The organism is Streptacidiphilus jeojiensis (assembly GCF_042510965.1).
GTDB lineage: Bacteria > Actinomycetota > Actinomycetes > Streptomycetales > Streptomycetaceae > Streptacidiphilus > Streptacidiphilus jeojiensis.
Genome location: NZ_JBEUKS010000024.1, coordinates 52,631 through 69,927 on the forward strand (window position 1 = coordinate 52,631; position 17,297 = coordinate 69,927).

A 17,297-nucleotide genomic window follows, 5' to 3' on the forward strand; every position below is an offset into this window, starting at 1 on the left:
TCGCAGCAGACGGACGCCCGGCCCCGGATCACTGCGATCCGGGGCCGGGCGTCCGGGCTCTGCGCCCGAGCTGCTACTGCTGGACGAAGACCGCCACGGTCCGCGCGGGGACCGTGAAGGTGCCCGTGGTGGGGTCGAAGGCGGAGCTGCGGACCACCGGGTCCGAGCCGCCGGCCTGGGCCGGGTGGAGCTTCTGGCTGGTGCCGGCCAGACCGGTGACGGTCTGCTGCTGGCTGGTCGGGGTCGCGTTGAAGACGACCGTGACGGACTTGTAGGTGTTCAGGCCGGTGCCGTCGAGGTGCAGCGTGATCACGCCCGGGGTCTCGCCGGAGGTGCCCGAGAGCGGGTAGCTGAGGCGCTGCTGCACGGCGGCGGCGGTGGTCAGTGAGAACAGCGGGGTGGACTTCTTGATCTGCAGGAACTGCTGGTACTGGGCCGAGGCCGACTGCTCGGCGGCGCAGCCGGGGACCAGGTCGGTCCGGGCCAGCAGCGGCTGGGCGAAGGTCCAGGAGGACTGGTTGGCCGCCGCCAGCGGCAGGCCGTGGCCGAAGCCGTTGCCCTGGGTGCAGTTCCAGTGGATCGCGTTGAACCAGTCACCGCTGTCGTAGGAGTTGGCGTCGAGCGACTTGGAGCGCAGCAGGTCGCTGCCGGCCACCGCGAATCCGGGACCCTGGGAGAGGGCCGTGGTGGCGAGCGCGAGCGACTGCATCCGGGCCCGGTCCGCCATCGAGGTGCCGGTCGGCAGCTTGTAGATCAGCGCGTCGTAGAGGTCCAGGTTGTCGTGGGCGTCCACATAGGTGATGGCCTCCCCGGGGGCGTCGGTGTAGCCGGTCGGCGAGCCGTTGTAGTCGACCTCCGAGCCCTTGACGGTCTTTCCGCTGCTGTCGGTGAAGGAGTAGGAGGCCAGGTCGCCGGTGAGGCCGACTTTCAGCTGGTCCATGGCGTGCAGCAGGTTCGCCTTCTGCTGAGCCGCCGTGCCGTTGACGGCGGCGCCGTTGGGATCGGTGTAGAGGCCGGAGGCGAAGCCCTGGATCCGCGGGTCGGTGTCGAACGGGCCGCCGCCGCGGACCGCGTCGCGCTGGCGGTCGTTGAAGGTGGCGATGCCGGTGCCGGCCATGTTGGTCTGGGTGGCCTGGACGAAGCGGGCGTCGTTGGCGACGACGCCGAAGTTCCAGCCCTCGCCGTAGAGGAACTCGGAGCGCCCGGTCTTCTTCAGCGAGGCCTGGACGTCCAGCATGGTCTGCTTGGGGTCCAGACCCATCAGGTCGAAGCGGAAGCCGTCGACGTGGTACTCGGCGGCCCAGGTCCGGGTGGAGTCCACCACCAGCTTGTTCATCATGGTGTGCTCGGGCGCGGTGTCGGCGCAGCAGCTGTCGGTGGTCACCGCGCCGGTGGCGCTCAGGCGCTGGTAGTAGCCCGGGACGATCTGGTCCAGGACCGAGGCCGCCGCCTCGCCGGAGGCTGCGGTGTGGTTGTAGACCACGTCCATGACCACCCGCAGGCCGATCCTGTGCAGCGCGGCGACCATCTGCCGGAACTGCTCGGTGCGTGCGGTGCCGTCGGCGTCGGTGGCGTAGGAGCCCTCGGGGACGGTGAAGTGGTAGGGGTCGTAGCCCCAGTTGTAGTCGTCGGTGGCCGCCGAGGCGCTGACGCAGGCCTGCTGGGACTGCGAGTCGGGGGCGTAGGAGGCCAGGTCGCAGGCCGGGGTGGTCTGCTCGGACTTGGTCTCCGGGACGGAGGAGAAGTCGAAGGTCGGCAGCAGGTGGACGGTGGTGACCCCGGACTTGGCCAGGGCGGCGAGGTGCTTCATGCCGTCCGAGTCCAGGTCGTTGAAGGCCAGGTAGGTGCCGCGGTCGGCGGCCGGGACGGTGGTGTCGGCCGAGGAGAAGTCGCTGACGTGCAGCTCCTGGATCTCCTGCTGGGTGGAGGTCAGCGCCTTGGGCGACCGGTCACCGCTCCAGCCCTCGGGCGCGGTCGACGGGTCGTCCAGGTCGACGATCTCGCTGCGCTTGGAGTCGGCGGACAGGGCCAGCGAGTAGGGGTCGGTGACGTGGTTGGTGACCACCTTCTGCACGCTCGGCGCCCAGACCTGCACCTGGTAGAGGTAGTACTTCCCCTTCCAGGAGGCGGGCCCGGTCACCGACCACACTCCGGTGGAGTCGTCCCGGTGCATGGCGACGGTGCGGGCGGTGCCGCCGGCGGGGCCGTCGTAGAGCTCCAGGCTGACCGACTGCGCGGTGGGGGCCCAGACCGACAGCTCGGCCGAGTTGTGCGAGACCACCGGGCCCAGGGTGGCGTTGACCGCCTTGGTCGCGTAGACGGCGTCCAGGACGCCCGGGATCTGCACCCCGGTGGCGGCCAGCAGTGCGCCGTTGGCCTCACGCTCCGTCATGATCAGCTGGCCGCGCAGTGCGGTGGTGATCCGGTTCCGGTCGCGCGGGTCGACCGTGAAGGCTGCGTAGCCCTTGAGCTCGGGGTGGGCGGCGAGTTGGGCCGCCGTCAGACCGGTGCTGACGGGCAGCAGCCGGAGCCAGTAGCCGGGGTCGGTCAGGTCGCCGTCCTTGACCGCGAGGGCGCCGGTGGGTGAGTAGACCATCTCCGCCGACGCGCCCGCCGCCAGGTTCTGGCCGAAGCCCCAGGCCGCCGGGACGGCGACGGTGGTGCCGTCGATCCACTGCGCCTTGGACTGGGTCAGGTCGAGGTCCGCGGCCGAGGCCGTGGACTGCGGCAGGATGTAGCCGGGAGTGGAGTCGGTGATCCACACCTCGCGGCCGTTCACCGCGAAGTTGAGCTCCTGGTTGTCCGGCAGGTCCTTGGTGTCGCCGTTGTGGATGATGTAGTCGAGGACGGTCGCCCCCGACGCCAGCGGCACGGTGAAGACGTCACCGAAGGCATCCGTGCTGGAGGGCTGGAGCGGGCTGGTCCAGTCGGTGGGGGTGGCCGCGCCGGTCCAGTCGTGCAGGCCCCAGCCGGTGTAGTTGCCGTCGGTGCGGTGGTAGTGGATGACCGCGGTGTCGGCCGGGACGGTCGAGGTCGCACCCGGGTTGGTGGTGTAGGTGGTGGTGTCGCCGGAATTGACCCAGACCTCTCCGGTCGACGAGAGGTCGATCGACCGGTCGGCGTCGCCGTCCTTGGTGCCGTTGTCCTCCACGATGAAGCCGACGTTGGCGGCGCCGGCCTTCAGCTTGACGTAGGCGAAGGCGCCGAAGGCGTCCCGTCCGATGAAGGGGTGCCCGGCCGGCCAGGTGGTCCCCTCGCCGTCGGCGATGTCCCCCCAGGCGTAGAGGTTCCAGCCGCTGTAGTCGCCGTCGGCGCGGTGGTAGTGGACCACCGCGTAGGTGCGCGAGGTGGCGCTGGGCTTGGTCACCGGCGGGACGGTGCCCACGGTGGTGCTCCCGGTGGCGTCGGCCAGGTGTCCGGCGCTGTCCTCCACCACGGCCTTGTAGCGGACCGTGGTGCCGTCGGCGACGTTCGCCAGGTTCTCGGTGACCTGGTACGGAGCGTGGTCGGCGGTGCCCAGGGTCTGCCACTTGCCGTCGCCGACGGCGGCCGCGAAGGTGACCCGGTCGAAGCCGCTGCCGGGGACGGTCGCGGCGACGGTGACGGTGCCGGTCGAGCCCGCAGCGGGGGCGGTGAGGGTGATCGCGGGGGCGGCGGTCGGCGCGGCGAGTCGCTTGGTCGCCTTGTAGACGACGGCGGACTGGGCCGGGACGGTGACGGCCAGCTTGCTGTCGCTGCCGGTGGTGACCGCGCCGAGCGGCGAGGCTCCGGTGGAGCCGCCGTAGATCGGGTCGAAGGTCATCCCGGCCGAGTAGGTGGGGACGCTGACGCTCTGCGCGGTGGTCGCGTTGTTCACCGCGACCAGGTACTCCACCTGCTGCTTCTCGTCGATCCTGGAGAAGGCGTAGACCCCGGGGCCGTCCGCGGCGTAGCGCTCGACCTGGGCGCCGTCCTCCAGCGCCGGGTTGGCCTTGCGCAGCGCGGCGAGGGTGGAGATGGTCGAGTACAGCGGGGTGCTGGTGCTGTAGCGGGCGGCCGAGCCGGAGCTGCCGCCGATGACGGTGTCGCTGTTGTAGGAGGCGGTCTGCGAGGCGAACATGTCCTGGCGGGCCGCCTTGTCGCCCCCGGAGCCGGTGAAGCCCTGCTCGTCGCCGTAGTAGACGACCGGCTGGCCGCGGGTCAGGAACTGGAGCTGCTGGGCCAGCTGGTCCTTCTTCAGCAGCTGGGCGTTGCTGTCGCCGGGGTTGGCCGACTGCAGGAAGTAGCCGATCCGGCCCATGTCGTGGTTGCCGAGGAAGGTCGGCAGCTCGTAGGCGTTGGTGTCGGCCGTCGTGTACTTGTAGTCGTTCCCGTAGACGGCGGAGAGCGCCTTGGCCGAGCCGCCGTTGGCGACGTAGGTCTGCGCGGCCGACTGGAACGGGAAGTCCAGGGTCGCCTGCAGCTTGCCCTGGGTGACGTAGGACGAGGTGGTGGAGGTGTCGCTGTCGTAGACCTCGCCGAACATGAAGAAGTTCTTGTCGCCCTGCGCGGCGGCGTACTTCTTCAGCGCCGGAGCCCACTGCTGCCAGAACGCCATGTCGACGTTCTTGACGGTGTCGATGCGGAAGCCGTCGACGCCGGTGTTCTTCACCCAGTCCTCGTAGATCTTCTCCATGCCCTGGACCACCTTCGGGTCCTGGGTGTCGAGGTCGTCGAGGCCGGAGAAGTCACCCTCGGTACCGGACTCGCCGGTGAAGGTCGAGTTGCCCCGGTTGTGGTAGAGCGTCGGGTCGTTCAGCCAGGACGGCGACTTGGCGTTGGCGTCGGCCGGTGAGTCGAAGATCGGGGTGTACGGGAAGGCGCTGGTGGTGAGCTTGGGGTAGAGCGAGGTGCCGTTCAGCGCGTTGGCGTCGGCCAGCGCCGTGGTGTCGACCGGACGGCCGCTGGAGTCCAGGGTGGGGTAGGCACCGGTGGAGCGGTAGTCGTAGGTCTTCTCCGCGTAGTCGACGACGTCGGCGGTGTGGTTGGTGATGACGTCGAAGAAGACCTTCATGCCCATCGCATGGGCCTTCTGGATCAGCTCCTTGAGCTGCGCGTTGGTGCCGAAGTGCGGGTCGACCTGGGTGAAGTCGGTGATCCAGTAGCCGTGGTAGCCGGCCGAGGCGTCCGACCCGGTGCCCTGCACCGGCTTGTTCTTGAAGATCGGCGCCATCCAGATCGCGGTGGTGCCCAGCTTCTTGATGTAGTCCAGCTTGCCGATCAGGCCCTTGAGGTCACCGCCGTGATAGAAGCCCGAGTCGGTGGGGTCCAGGCCGTTGTCCATCCGGCTGCCGGTGATGCCCCCGGTGTCGTTGCCGGTGTCCCCGTTGGCGAAGCGGTCGGGGAGGACGAAGTAGTACTGCTCCTTGGTGAGGTCGTGCCGGTCCGGGGTGGCGGCGAGCGCCTTGTCGGAGGGGGCGGCGGCCAGCGGCTTGGCGGCAGTGGTGGTGGCAGTCGTGGTGGTGGCAGTGGTGCTCGTCGTGGTGCTGGTCGTGGTGACGGTGGTGGCGGCGGGGGCTGTCAGAGGCTGGGCGGCAGCCGCCGGGAACGGCGCGGCTGCGGCGAAGGCCGGTGCGAGCAGGGCGGCCGTCGTCACGAAACTGCCGAGCCTGGATCGGGTGGGATTGGATCTGGTGCGGTGGGACCTGGTGGCCACGCGGGCTCTCCCTTGAGGCGGCGTCAGCAATGCCAGGACCGTACTGGCCGCAAGATGTTTCAGCAAGATGCAGAAACGATTTCCAACCCACTCATCCAAATCACCCTGGTCACAGGTATGAGCACGGCCCCCAGTAACGCGACTGCGCCACGCCGGATAGGATCGCGTGCGTGTTCGGAGTCGGCCGGCTGACTCTGCGGTGTACAGCCGTAGGACTTGAGTAGGACTTCAGAGGGATATCGGCGAGCGAATCCCCAACCAGAGGGTGATCGGGTCCCGGGAGGCCGCATGGCAGACTACTGCCCCATGGGGGAACCTGAGCGGGATCACGAGGGCGGCGCCAGCGTCGCCGCGGCGATGCGTCCGTCCGGTTCCGTCGCCCCCGACGGAACCACGGTCAGCGCCGAAGAGCAGAGCCTTGCGCGGCGCGCGTGGCAGCGGTGCTGGCACCCGCTGCGCGGCCACTTCCACTCCCCCGGCCGTCCGCGCCTCTGGTTCGAACTGGTACTGATCGGTGTCAGCTACTGGCTCTACTCGCTGGTGCGCAACGCCGTCCCGGAGATGAAGAACCGGGCCGAGCAGAACGCCCACGACGTCTGGCACCTGGAGCAGACCCTGGGCTTCGCCTGGGAGCGGTCGATCAACCATGCCTTCGACTCGGTGACCTGGCTGATCACCGGCATGAACTACTACTACGCCACGCTGCACTTCATCATGACCATCGGCGTGCTGGTCTGGCTGTTCCGCACCCAGCCGGGACGCTACGCGGCGGCGCGGCTCTCGCTGTTCGTCACCACCGCGATCGCGCTCTTCGGTTACTACTTCTACCCGTTGGCCCCCCCGCGGCTGATGACCGGCGGCGACTTCATCGACACCGTCGCCAAGCACCACACCTGGGGCTCGATGGCCTCCGGCGACATGGCCAGCGTGTCCAACCAGTTCGCCGCGATGCCCTCGATGCACATCGGCTGGTCCCTCTGGTGCGGGCTGACCATCGCCTTCCTGGCCCGCAGGCGCTGGGTGCGCGCCGTCGCGCTGCTGTACCCGCTGGCCACCCTGGTGGTCATCGTGGCCAGCGGCAACCACTTCTTCATGGACGCGGTCGCCGGCGCGACCTGCACCGGCATAGGACTGCTGACCTCGCGACTGGTGTACGGCCGCTGGGTGTTCGCCTTCCCGCGCACCACCACCGAGCCGACCACGCTGACCGGCAGCGCCCCCGCGATCGGGGCAGTCACCGCCCCGGATGCCGGTGCAAACACCGCCCCGGAAACGGGCCCTTCCGCCGACCCGACCCCCGGCTCGGATTCGGATTCGGACGAGACCGAACTGGCCCCGGTCGCGGCCAACCGCTAGCCAACCGCTGACGGGCGCGCGCCCGTTCGATCCGGCACGCCCTCGGGCAGTCCCTCAGCCGTAGAACAGCTCCTCCACCACCGTCCGGGCCTGCCGCGCCCTGCGCCGGTAGTCGTCCACCATCACCCCGGCGTGCCCGGCCCCGTAGCCGAGGTAGCGGGCCACGCCCGCCAGTTCGTGCGGGTCGCCGGGGAAGCTGTCCCCGGCCCGGCCGCGCACCAGCATCACCGCGTTGCGCACCAGGGTCGCCTGCACCCAGGCAGTGTCCAGCGCCTCCGCCTGCGCGGGCGCCACCAGACCGGCCTCCACCGCTGCCGCCAGCGCCTCCCTGGTCCTGGTCGTGCGCAGCCCGGCCACCCGGTGCCCGTGCTGCAGCTGGAGCAGCTGCACGGTCCACTCGACGTCGGCCAGGCCGCCCGGGCCCAGCTTGGTGTGGGTGGTCGGGTCGGCGCCGCGCGGCAGCCGCTCCGTCTCCACCCTGGCCTTGATCCGCCGGATCTCCCGCAGCTCGGTCTCGCTGACCCCGGCGGCCGGGTAGCGCAGCGGGTCGACCAGTGCGACGAAGGCGGCGCCCAGGTCGGCGTCCCCGGCGACCGGGGCGGCCCGCAGCAGCGCCTGGCTCTCCCAGGTCCGCGACCAGCGCCGGTAGTAAGCGGCGTAGGAGGCCAGGGTGCGCACCAGCGGCCCCTGCCGGCCCTCGGGACGCAGATCCGCGTCGATCAGCAGCGGCGGCTCGGTCGAGGGCAGTTGCAGCAGCCTGCGGACCTCCTCGAAGATCTGGCGGGCCGCATTGGTCGCCTTGGTCTCGTCGGCGCCGGGGAGCGGCTCGTGGACCACCATGACGTCGGCGTCGCTGCCGTAGCCGAGCTCCGCGCCGCCGTACCGGCCCATGCCGATGACCGCGATCCTGGTCGGCAGCGGCTCCCCGTCCCGCGCCTCCAGCGCGTCGGTGCAGGCCCGCAGGGCGCCGGTGATGGTGGCGGTGGTGATCGCGGTGAGCGCGGCGCCGGAGGTCGAGACGGCCTCGCCCGGGCTGTCACCCAGACGGCCCAACACATCGGCGGCCGCGGTACGGAACAGCTCCCTGCGGCGCACCGACCGGGCGGCGGCCACCGCGGCCGGGGCGTCGGCGGCCCGGCCGACCGCGGAGTCGATCTCGCGCTCCAGCGCCTGCCGGCCGCGCGGCAGCAGCCCGTCCCGGTCCCCCAGCAGCGCGACCGCCTCGGGGGCGCGCAGCAGCAGGTCGGGGGCGAGCCGTCCGGAGGACAGGATGCGGGCCAGGTTCTCGGCCGCCGCGCCCTCGTCCCGCAGCAGCCGCAGGTACCAGGGGGTCGAGCCCAGGCTGTCGGAGACCTTGCGGAAGTTGAGCAGCCCGGAGTCGGGGTCGGCGGAGTCGGCGAACCAGCCCAGCATCACCGGCAGCAGGGTGCGCTGCAGCGCGGCCCGCCGGCTGACCCCGCCGGCCAGGGCGCGCAGATGGCGCAGCGAGTCGGCCGGCTCGCGGTAGCCGAGGGCGGCCAGCCGGGCCTGCGCGGCGGCGGCGCTGAGGCCGCCCCCGTTGGCGGTCTCCAGAGCCGTCGTCAGCCCGGCCTCGGCGGTGTCGAGACGGGCCACCGAGTCCAGCAGCGGGCGGTAGAACAGCTTCTCGTGCAGCCTGCGCACCTCGCGGGCGTGCCGCCGCCACTCCTGGCGCAGCTCCTGGACCGGATCGGCCCGCATGCCCAGCGACCGGCCCAGCCGCCGCAGGTCGTCCTCTCCGGTCGGCACCAGATGGGTGCGGCGCAGCTGGTAGAGCTGGATGCGGTGCTCCATCGCCCGCAGGAAGCGGTACGCGGAGTCCAGCGCGGCGGCGTCGGCGCGGCCGACGTAGCCGCCGGCCGAGAGCGCGGCCAGCGCATCCAGCGTGGTGGCGCTGCGCAGCGTCACATCGGCCCGGCCGTGCACCAGTTGCAGCAGCTGGACCGAGAACTCCACGTCCCGCAGCCCGCCGGGGCCGAGCTTGAGCTCGCGCTCGACCTCGGCGACCGGGATGGCGTCGATGACCCGGCGGCGCATCTGCTGGACGTCCGGGACGAAGTTCTCGCGCTCCGCGGCCTGCCAGACCATCGGGGTCACCGCGTCCAGGTAGGCACGGCCGAGTTCGGCGTCGCCGGCCACCGGGCGGGCCTTGAGCAGGGCCTGGAACTCCCAGGTCTTGGCCCAGCGCTGGTAGTAGGCGAGGTGGCTGGCGAGGGTGCGCACCAGCGGCCCGTTCTTGCCCTCGGGACGGAGGTTGGCGTCGACCGGCCAGATCACGCCCTCTCGGGTGGTGTCGGAGCAGAGCCGCATCAGGCGGGCGGCCAGCCGGGTGGCGGCCCGGACGGCGGTGCCGTCGTCGCTCTCCGCAGCGGCCCCGACAAGGTCCCGGGGGTAGTGGTGCTCATGGGGGTCGCGGGGCTCGGCGACGAAGATGACGTCGACGTCGGAGACGTAGTTCAGCTCGTGGCCGCCGCACTTGCCCATGGCGACGACCGCCAGCCGGCAGGCCGCGGCGGAGACCGGGTCCTCCTCGGCGGCGATGTCCAGCGCGGCCTGGAGCGTGGCCCCGGCGAGGTCGGCCAGCTCGGCGGCGGTCTGGCTGATCTGGGTGGTCCCGGTGAGGTCGCGGGCGGCGATGCCCAGCAGGCAGCGGCGGTAGCCGGTACGGAGCGCGTCGGCGCGCGGAAGGTGGGCGTGGGTGTCCCAGATGTGGTGGTAGAGGGTGCGCAGGAACTCCTCGGGGCCCGGGTGGATGTCGTGGAGTTCGAAGGTGACCAGCGCGTGCCAGTCCTCGGGGTGGCGGGCGAGGTGGTCGCCGAGGGCAGCGCTGGCGCCTAGGACGCCGAGCAGGCGGTCCCGCAGCGGCTTGGCCGTGGTGACGGTGTCCAGCAGGGTCCGGCGCTCGGCCGGCGCGCAGGCCTCCGCGAGCCTGGCCAGGCCCAGCAGGGCCAGGTCGGGGTCGGCGGTGGCGGCGAGGGCGTCGAGCAGCACGCTGTCACTGGCGTGCGCGGCCAGGTCCGGCTCCGCGAGGCGCCTGACGGCGGCCTCGGGGTCGGTGAACCCGCGCCGGACCAGCCGCGCGGCCGGATTGACCCGCCGCGCGCCGCGGGGCGCCGGGGGCGCATAGCCGTCACCGCTGGCCGTGGGGCCGTCCAACCCGCCGCCTGCCTGCTCCAAGGCGCTGCCCCTCCCATGCGATCAACCGTCGAACGTCGAACAACAACCGAACCAAGATCCGAGACTACGTGCCACTGAGCCGTTCTTCCCCGGTGCGGCGCGGTGACTCCTGCTCCGCGAGGACTCACAACAACGCGGGGGTCCGGGGGGTCGCCCCCCGGGGGATGGAGTCCCGGTGCGGCGCGGTGACTCCTGCTGCGCGAGGACTCACACCCACGCGGGGACTCACAACCACGCGGGGGCCGGGCGGCTCGCGTGACTCCTGGCTGCGGGTGGGCGTTGTCCGGGGTATGGACCGTGACCGGCTGCCCTCGCTGACCGGGCTGCGCTTCTGGGCCGCACTGCTGGTGGTGGCGTACCACCTCAGCCGGCAGTACCACCGGCTACCACTCGTCAGTTCCCTGGTCTGGTACGGCAGGGACGGGGTGACCTTCTTCTTCGTGCTGTCCGGCTTCGTGCTGGCCTGGTCCTACGCCGGCGCGGCCGCAGTACCGGCCCGGGTCTTCTACCGGCGGCGGTTCGCCCGGGTCTGGCCGCTGCACGTCCTGGCGACCGGCTTCGCGCTCGCCGTGACCGCCGCCGCCGGCGGCCTGCTGCCGTGGCGGGCGGCGCTGTGGTCGCTGCCGCTGCTGCAGGCCTGGGCCCCGTCGACGGTGTACGGGGGCAACCCCGCCGCCTGGTCACTGAGCGCCGAGGCCTGGTTCTACCTGCTGCTGCCCGCGCTGCTGCGTGCCCTGCTGCGGCGCGGCGACCGCGCCCTCGCCCTGCTCGCCGCCGCGGCCTGCTGCGTCGGGGTCGGGCTGTGGCTCGCCGGGGCGTACATGGGATCGCCCGCCCTGCGGGACTGGCTGCTGGACTACCTGCCGCTGACCCGTACCCCGCAGTTCCTGCTGGGCGCCGTGGCGGGTGTGGCGTTCCGGCGCGGGTGGCGGCTGCGGGTGGCCGTCGGCCCCGCGGTGGCTGCGCTGGTGCTGTGGCATCTGGCGCTGGTGCCCTGGTCGGCGGCGGTGCCCGAGAGCCGCTGGTACGGACCGTACAGCGGCTCGCAGCTGCTGGTGGCGCCGCTGTTCGCGGTGCTGGTGCTGGCTGCCGCCGGGCGTGACGCGGACGGCGGGCGCCCGGGCGGGACATTGTCGCGGCCCTGGATGCGGCGGCTGGGCCACTGGTCGTTCGCCTGGTACCTGGTGCACCAGACCTGCCTGCGGCTGGCGCTGCTGCTGGTGGGGCCCCCGCACGGCACGGCGCAGGCGGCGACGGGCTGGGTGCTCGTCGCCGCCCTGAGCCTGGTCCTGGCGGGCGCCCTGCACACCTGGGTGGAGCGCCCGCTGGAAGCCGCGCTGCGCGGACGTCCGCGGCCGGCGGACGAGCCTGCGGACGGACCTCCGCGTGGCCGGGGACCCGGTGTCCCGGGCCCCCGGTCCGCCGCCGACCGGTCCTACTCCAGGTCGGTGTAGGAGAAGATCGCGCCGATCTGGTAGCCGTCGAGCTTGGTGTCGAAGGTGAACTCCAGACCGGTGTCGCCGTTCCGCATCAAGTCGGAGATGTCGAGCCGGTTCGAGTCGTAGCCCATCTGGTTGACGTAGTTGGGCGTGCGCGCACCGGCGACGGTCCCGGCGTTGTCGATGATGGTCGAGTTCATGAAGTCGTTCGCGGGCTTCTCCGGCAGGCTGAGCTGCGTCAGCGGCCCGTTGGTGGACTTCACGGTCACCGTGTCACCGGTGTAGGTGCGGTCGCCGTCGTAGGCCACGTACCCGAGCACGGACTTGATCGGCCCGCTCGCGGGCGTCTTCAGGTCGGAGATGTCCACCTTGATCGGTGCCGACTTCGGCAGTTCGATCTGGAAGCCGTCGTCCAGGGTGATGTGACGGTAGGGCAGGTCGCAGTTCTCGTAGGCCACGACCAGGGTCCAGCCGCCCCAGCTGTGCGACTGCACCTTCGAGTCCATGTCGGCCACGATGTAGTTGCCGTTGCCGTTCTTGCGGACGATGTCGGTGACGTCGGCGGAGGCCTGGTAGCCGTGCTCCATGGCGTTGCCGGTTCCGATGCCGGTCATGTAGCCGAGGTCGTTGTCGTCCGTGTTGACCTCGTGGTAGGTCTTGTCCTTGGCGCCCTTGAAGAGCACCCCGTCGACCTTCGTCAGCGGCAGGACATCGTTCCCCAGGCCTCGGGTTCCGCCCCAGTACAGCCGGGCGTACTTGATGTCGGAGCCCTTCGACAGGTTCATCACCGCGCCGCTGGACGAGTACAGCGTCTCGTAGCCGCCGCCCTCCGAGGCCGGCAGCTTGAACTTCCCGGGGTACTGGTTGACGTACCGCATGATGTAGTTGTTGTTGTAGATGCCCTGGCCGATGCCCTTGCGTGCGTCGAGGCAGGAGGCCACGCCCGGGGTCACCGGGGGCTTCTTCTCGTCACAGGTCATCAGGGTGTTGGCGATCCGGGTGATGGATCCGTTCATGTCCGCCTGGTAGCGGGTCTTCATGGGGATCGGGTGCTGTCCGGTGCTGTCGCCGGCACGCGTCACGGGCAGCGGTCCGGGGCGGGCCGGGGCCAGCGCGCCGGAGCCCGAGGCGAAAACCAGCTGGGAGGCGGCTGCCGCGCCCGCCACCGCCACGGCGACGGTGGCACGGATCAGCTTGCGCGAGCGGGGGGTCGTCACTGCGGTCCTGCGGTGCATCGGGTCCTCTCGGTTCGTACTCGTCGTGATCGACGTGGTGATCGACGTACTGGCAGATCACCTCATCCGAACACGACGGGTCGTCAGATGCCGGATCTGATGGTCCGTTAGTGGCGACGACCGAGGGCCTCGGGCCTCAGCTCTGGGCGACCGTCACGAAGGCGGCGACCAGCGGCGAGCGGCGGGCCGCCTCCCAGGCGAGGAACACCTGGTCCGGCTCCGCGTCCAGGACGGGGACGTAGGTGATGTCCGGGCGCGAGTACTGCTCGGCGACGGACTGCGGCACCAGGGTGATGCCGTGGCCGGCGGCGACGCGTTCGAACTTCTCCTCGACGGTGCGGATCGGCGGGTCGTCCGGGCCGGCGTCGACGTAGCGCAGCCGGGGCTCGGCGTCGAGGTCGGCCAGGGCCAGGTCCTGCTTGCCCGCCAGCCGGTGGTCGGCCGGGAGCATCGCCACCCGCGCCTCGGTGAACACCGGCAGCAGCCTCAGTCCCTGCTCCCGGATCGGCCTGCGCAGGTAGGCGAGGTCGACGGTTCCGTCCAGGATCAGGTCCTCCTGGTCGTCCCACTCGACCCGGCGCGCCTGGACCTCCACATCGGGATGGGCGGCGCCGAAGGCCCGGATCACCCCGGTGACGACGACCCCGGCCCGGAAACCGACCACCAGCCGGCGCGGCCCGCGGGCGGCCCGGTGCACCCTGCGGCGGGCGGCTTCGGCGCCGGCGAGCAGGTGCTGCGCGTCGTCGAGGAGCTGGCGCCCGGCGGCCGTCAGTGTCACGCCGTGGCTGTCCCGCACGAAGAGCGTGGCATCCAGGTCCTTCTCCAGGGCCCGGATCTGACGGCTCAGCACCGGCTGGGCGATGTGCAGCCGCTCGGCCGCACGTCCGAAGTTCAGCAGCTCGGCGACGGCGACGAAGTAGCGGATCTTCCGCAGGTCCAGATCCATGCCGCACCTTCCCCAGCTCTGCTCTGCTCTGCTCCGGTGGCGATGCCTTCAGGGTATCGCCACTGCCGAAAGAGGTCTTGGACGACGGGCCGGACCCGGCCGCAGGCTAGATCACGCCAGAGCACGAGCAATCCGGACCGGTCGGCAGCGCGGAGCGGTCAGCCGGCCGGTCCTACGAAGGGAACCGACATGGGCCTGCAAGGACAGCGGATCGTCGTCATCGGCGGCACCACGGGCATCGGGCTCGCGGTCGCGGAGGCGGCAGCGCAGGACGGGGCCGCGGTGATCGTCGCCTCCAGGAGGCAGGAGAGCGTGGACAGCGCGCTGAAGCGCCTGCCGGGGACCGCCGAGGGCCACGTCCTCGACGCGACCGACGAGGCGGCCGTCGCCGCCTTCTTCGAGCGGATCGGCGGCTACGACCACCTGGTCTTCACGGCGGGCGAGTCCCTGCTGCTGGAGACCCTCGCCGAGTCGGACCTGGCGCGGGCCCGCGGCTTCCTGGACACCCGGCTGTGGGGCGCCTACACGGCCGTCAAGTGCGGAGCCCCGTCGATCCGCGAGGGCGGTTCCGTGGTGCTGACCACCGGCACCGCGGGACGCCGCCCGATGCCGGGCACCACCGTCGCGGCCAGCCTCTGCGGAGCGATGGAGTCGCTGACCCGGGCCCTGGCCCTGGAACTCGCCCCGCTCCGGGTCAACGCGGTCGCACCGGGCGTCGTCCGCACCGACCTGTGGCGCGACCTGGCGCAGGCCGACCGCGAGGGCCTCTTCGCCTCCGCCGCCGAGTCCCTCCCCGTCGGCCGCATCGGCGAACCGGCGGACGTCGCCGAGGCCTACCTCTACCTGATGCGCGGCGCCTACACCACCGGCTCAGTGGTGGTCGTCGACGGCGGCACCGTACTGGTCTGACTGAGGATCCATCCCGAACCTGTCCCCAGAACGGAGACAGGTTCGGGATCAGGCCGGAGGGTACGGGGGCGGAAACCGTGGGTGGCTTACATGGCGGCTCCGTTGCCGCCCTCCGCCGTCCGTGGCTTGTTGCTGTTGCTCGCTTCGCTCGCGGCGACAAGGACGGGAGGGGTGCGGGGGCTCGCCATTGCCGGGTGGCGGGTCGGTCGGTGGCGCGGCTGGAGAAACGATTCGCCAGTAGATGCCCTCTACACTTTGGGTCAATCTTCGGACATTGGGTCACTTGATCTACGCGAATGCCCGGATTTGTTCGATATCTCCGTACGACGAGTGACCCCATGTACGAGAAGTGACCCGAGTTCAAGCAACTCAGCCCACCGCACGCCCCTGCCCCACCCCGCACGCCCCCGCCACGGGCCTACGGCGCCCAACCAGGACGCCCCCTCCCTGCTGTTAGCCCGCGAGGCGGAGCCGAGCAACAGCAACAAGCCACGGACGGGGGCGGGCGGCATCGGTGCCGCCATGTAAGCCACCCACAGCTTCCGCAAGCAACCAGCTACGCCGCCCTGCCGACCACCGCCGAACAGCACCTGCGGGCCGGCCGCGCTTGTTAGGGTCGCGCAATGACGACGACTCCGGCTTCCCCGCGTGCTGACTCCGTCGACTCCGCTCACTCCGCCGCCGAGGCTTTCCTCCGTGACTTCCACAACCGCCTCCCCGGTCGGCAGTCGGTCAACATGGAGGGCGCACCGTCGGCTGACTGCCGCACCGGGTACCAGCTGCTGGCGGCCGAAGTCTCCGGGGCCCGGCGGGTGCTGGACCTCGGTTGCGCCGACGGTGCGCTGCTCGAAGTGCTGGCGGCGGCCGGGGCCGAGGAACTGGCCGGGATCGACCTCTCCGAAGCCGAGTTGGCGTTCGCCCGTCGCCGTCCCGCACTCGCCCGGGCGGATCTGCGCCAGGGCCGGGCACAGCAACTGCCCTTCACTGACGACTCGTTCGACGCGGTGGTGTCCCACATGGCGCTGATGCTGATGAACGATGTGGAGCAGGTCGCGGCCGAAGCCTCGCGCGTCCTCGCCCCCGGCGGCAGGCTCGCCGTCGCCGTGGGCGGCGGGTCGGTGAAGGGCGAGGCGATGGGCTTGTTCCTCGAAATCGCCGCCCCCTACTTCAGCGCCGTCCCGCCCGAACGCTCCCTACCACGCCTCGGCGACCGTCGGACCCGCACCCGCGAGGGCCTGGACGAGCTGCTGACCCCCGCTGGGTTCGAACCCGTCAGCTGGACGACCGTCGTCATCGACATGGGCGGCGCCCCCGAGCAGGTCTGGGAGTCCCTCACCGACGCCTTCTACGACCTGGCGGCCCTCGACGAGAACCAGACCGCCCGCCTCCGCGCCGAGTTCCTCACCGCCGCCCCCTCCCTGCTCGACACAACCGGCCACCTCCCCGCCGGCATGCACCTCAACATCGCCACCACCCGGCTGCGCCCCCAGGCCGACGTGGGCTGACCGAACGGCGCCCTCACTGCCCGCGCGGGGACGAATCGCACGTTCGGCTCGAGACCGCCCCGCACATCCGGAGGAACGGAGGGCGTTCCTTCGTGCACCCGGGGGCGCGCAGGGGTTCGATTCGCACCTGTTCATACAGCTCAGAGGCCCTTTCAGTAAGAGTTTTGACGGTGGGTCACGATAGAATCAGGGGTGTACGGAGTACCTGGAGGGGGTGGTTGTGGTGGGCTGGTTGGAGGAGGCTGACGCGCTGGCGGCGGGGTTGGCGCGGGCGGTGCCGGGGGCGGAGAGTGTGGCCGGGATCGCCGAGCTGGAGGGTGCGGCGCTGTCGGCGGCGGGGCGGATCGATGCGCTGGTGGCGGTCGCGCGGGCGCGGTGCTGGCTGGAGGCCGTACAGATCGCCATGCTGGCCGGACTGCAGGAGCAGCCGCTGACCTGCATCCCCGGACGGCCGGATGCGTTGGGGGATTTCCTGGAGACGCAGGAGCAGGTGGCCTGTGCGCTGCGGATCTCCCCGGACACCGCCCGCGCCCGCCTGGTCGAAGCCCAGCAGCTCACCGCCCGCTTCCCGACCGCGCTGGGGCTGCTGGCGGGCGGACAGGTGCAGATCATGCACCTCAAAGCCCTGCTGGAACACACCGCCGCCCTCGACGACGAGACCGCCACCCGCGTGGAGGCCCTGGTCCTGCCCAAGCTGCCGACCCAGACGGTGGGTGCGGCCCGTAAGGCCATCAGCCGGGCCGTGCTCAAGGCCGACCCGGCCGGCGCCGAGCAGCGCCACACCCGCGCCCGGGAGGACCGGCGCACCACCCTGCAGCCCCACCCCGAGGGCATGGCCTGGTACGGCGCCCTACTCACAGCAGGCGACGCCGCCCTGGTCGACGCCGCCGTCACCGCCCACGCCCACACCCTCGATGCGGACGGCCGCACCCTGCCCCAACGCTGCGCCGACGCCCTGGTGGAACTTGTCTCCGGAACCGCGACAAGTTCCACCACCGCCACGATCGTGGTCACCGTCCCGTTCGACACCCTGATCGG

General features: G+C 71.4%; 9 protein-coding genes. 5 read left to right on the plus strand and 4 right to left on the minus strand.

The genetic code is table 11. The features are described from left to right. Window positions 1–73: 73 nt before the first annotated feature. Window positions 74–5,614 (minus strand): pullulanase-type alpha-1,6-glucosidase, encoded by a 5,541-nt coding sequence (pulA, locus tag ABUW04_RS39280; RefSeq protein WP_380569082.1) that lies wholly within the window; start codon window positions 5,612–5,614, stop codon window positions 74–76. A 366-nt stretch (window positions 5,615–5,980) separates the two neighbouring features. Between pulA and ABUW04_RS39285 the strand changes: the two genes are divergently transcribed. Then, window positions 5,981–7,030, plus strand: a complete 1,050-nt coding sequence (locus ABUW04_RS39285) for a phosphatase PAP2 family protein (RefSeq protein ID WP_380569084.1) — start codon at window positions 5,981–5,983, stop codon at window positions 7,028–7,030. Window positions 7,031–7,084: 54 nt separating this feature from the next. On the opposite strand, the gene ABUW04_RS39290 is transcribed toward ABUW04_RS39285, so the two are convergent. Next, on the minus strand, window positions 7,085–10,204 hold the full coding sequence (locus tag ABUW04_RS39290; protein WP_449341767.1) for a bifunctional [glutamine synthetase] adenylyltransferase/[glutamine synthetase]-adenylyl-L-tyrosine phosphorylase: 3,120 nt from the start codon (window positions 10,202–10,204) through the stop codon (window positions 7,085–7,087). A 311-nt stretch (window positions 10,205–10,515) separates the two neighbouring features. Here ABUW04_RS39290 and ABUW04_RS39295 point away from each other — a divergent pair, with 311 nt between their 5' ends. Further along, window positions 10,516–11,679: an acyltransferase family protein gene (locus tag ABUW04_RS39295; protein WP_380569086.1), complete on the plus strand. Its 1,164-nt coding sequence runs from the start codon at window positions 10,516–10,518 to the stop codon at window positions 11,677–11,679. On the opposite strand, the gene ABUW04_RS39300 is transcribed toward ABUW04_RS39295, so the two are convergent. Further along, window positions 11,661–12,881 carry a hypothetical protein gene (locus ABUW04_RS39300; protein WP_030248635.1) on the minus strand — a complete coding sequence of 407 codons (1,221 nt, stop codon included), beginning with the start codon at window positions 12,879–12,881 and terminating at the stop codon, window positions 11,661–11,663. The genes ABUW04_RS39295 and ABUW04_RS39300 overlap by 19 nt on opposite strands. Before the next feature lie 154 nt (window positions 12,882–13,035). Beyond that, window positions 13,036–13,845 (minus strand): LysR family transcriptional regulator, encoded by an 810-nt coding sequence (locus tag ABUW04_RS39305; RefSeq protein WP_380569089.1) that lies wholly within the window; start codon window positions 13,843–13,845, stop codon window positions 13,036–13,038. A 189-nt stretch (window positions 13,846–14,034) separates the two neighbouring features. On the opposite strand from ABUW04_RS39305, the gene ABUW04_RS39310 reads away from it, so the two are divergent. From ABUW04_RS39310 to ABUW04_RS39320, 3 genes are all read left to right on the plus strand, one after another. Further along, complete coding sequence (locus tag ABUW04_RS39310; RefSeq protein WP_380569091.1) at window positions 14,035–14,754, plus strand: SDR family oxidoreductase; 720 nt, start codon at window positions 14,035–14,037, stop codon at window positions 14,752–14,754. Between the two features lie 623 nt (window positions 14,755–15,377). Continuing rightward, complete coding sequence (locus tag ABUW04_RS39315; RefSeq protein WP_380569094.1) at window positions 15,378–16,259, plus strand: class I SAM-dependent methyltransferase; 882 nt, start codon at window positions 15,378–15,380, stop codon at window positions 16,257–16,259. Between the two features lie 232 nt (window positions 16,260–16,491). Further along, window positions 16,492–17,297 (plus strand): DUF222 domain-containing protein (locus ABUW04_RS39320; protein WP_380569096.1); only part of this gene is annotated, 806 nt, incomplete at its 3' end.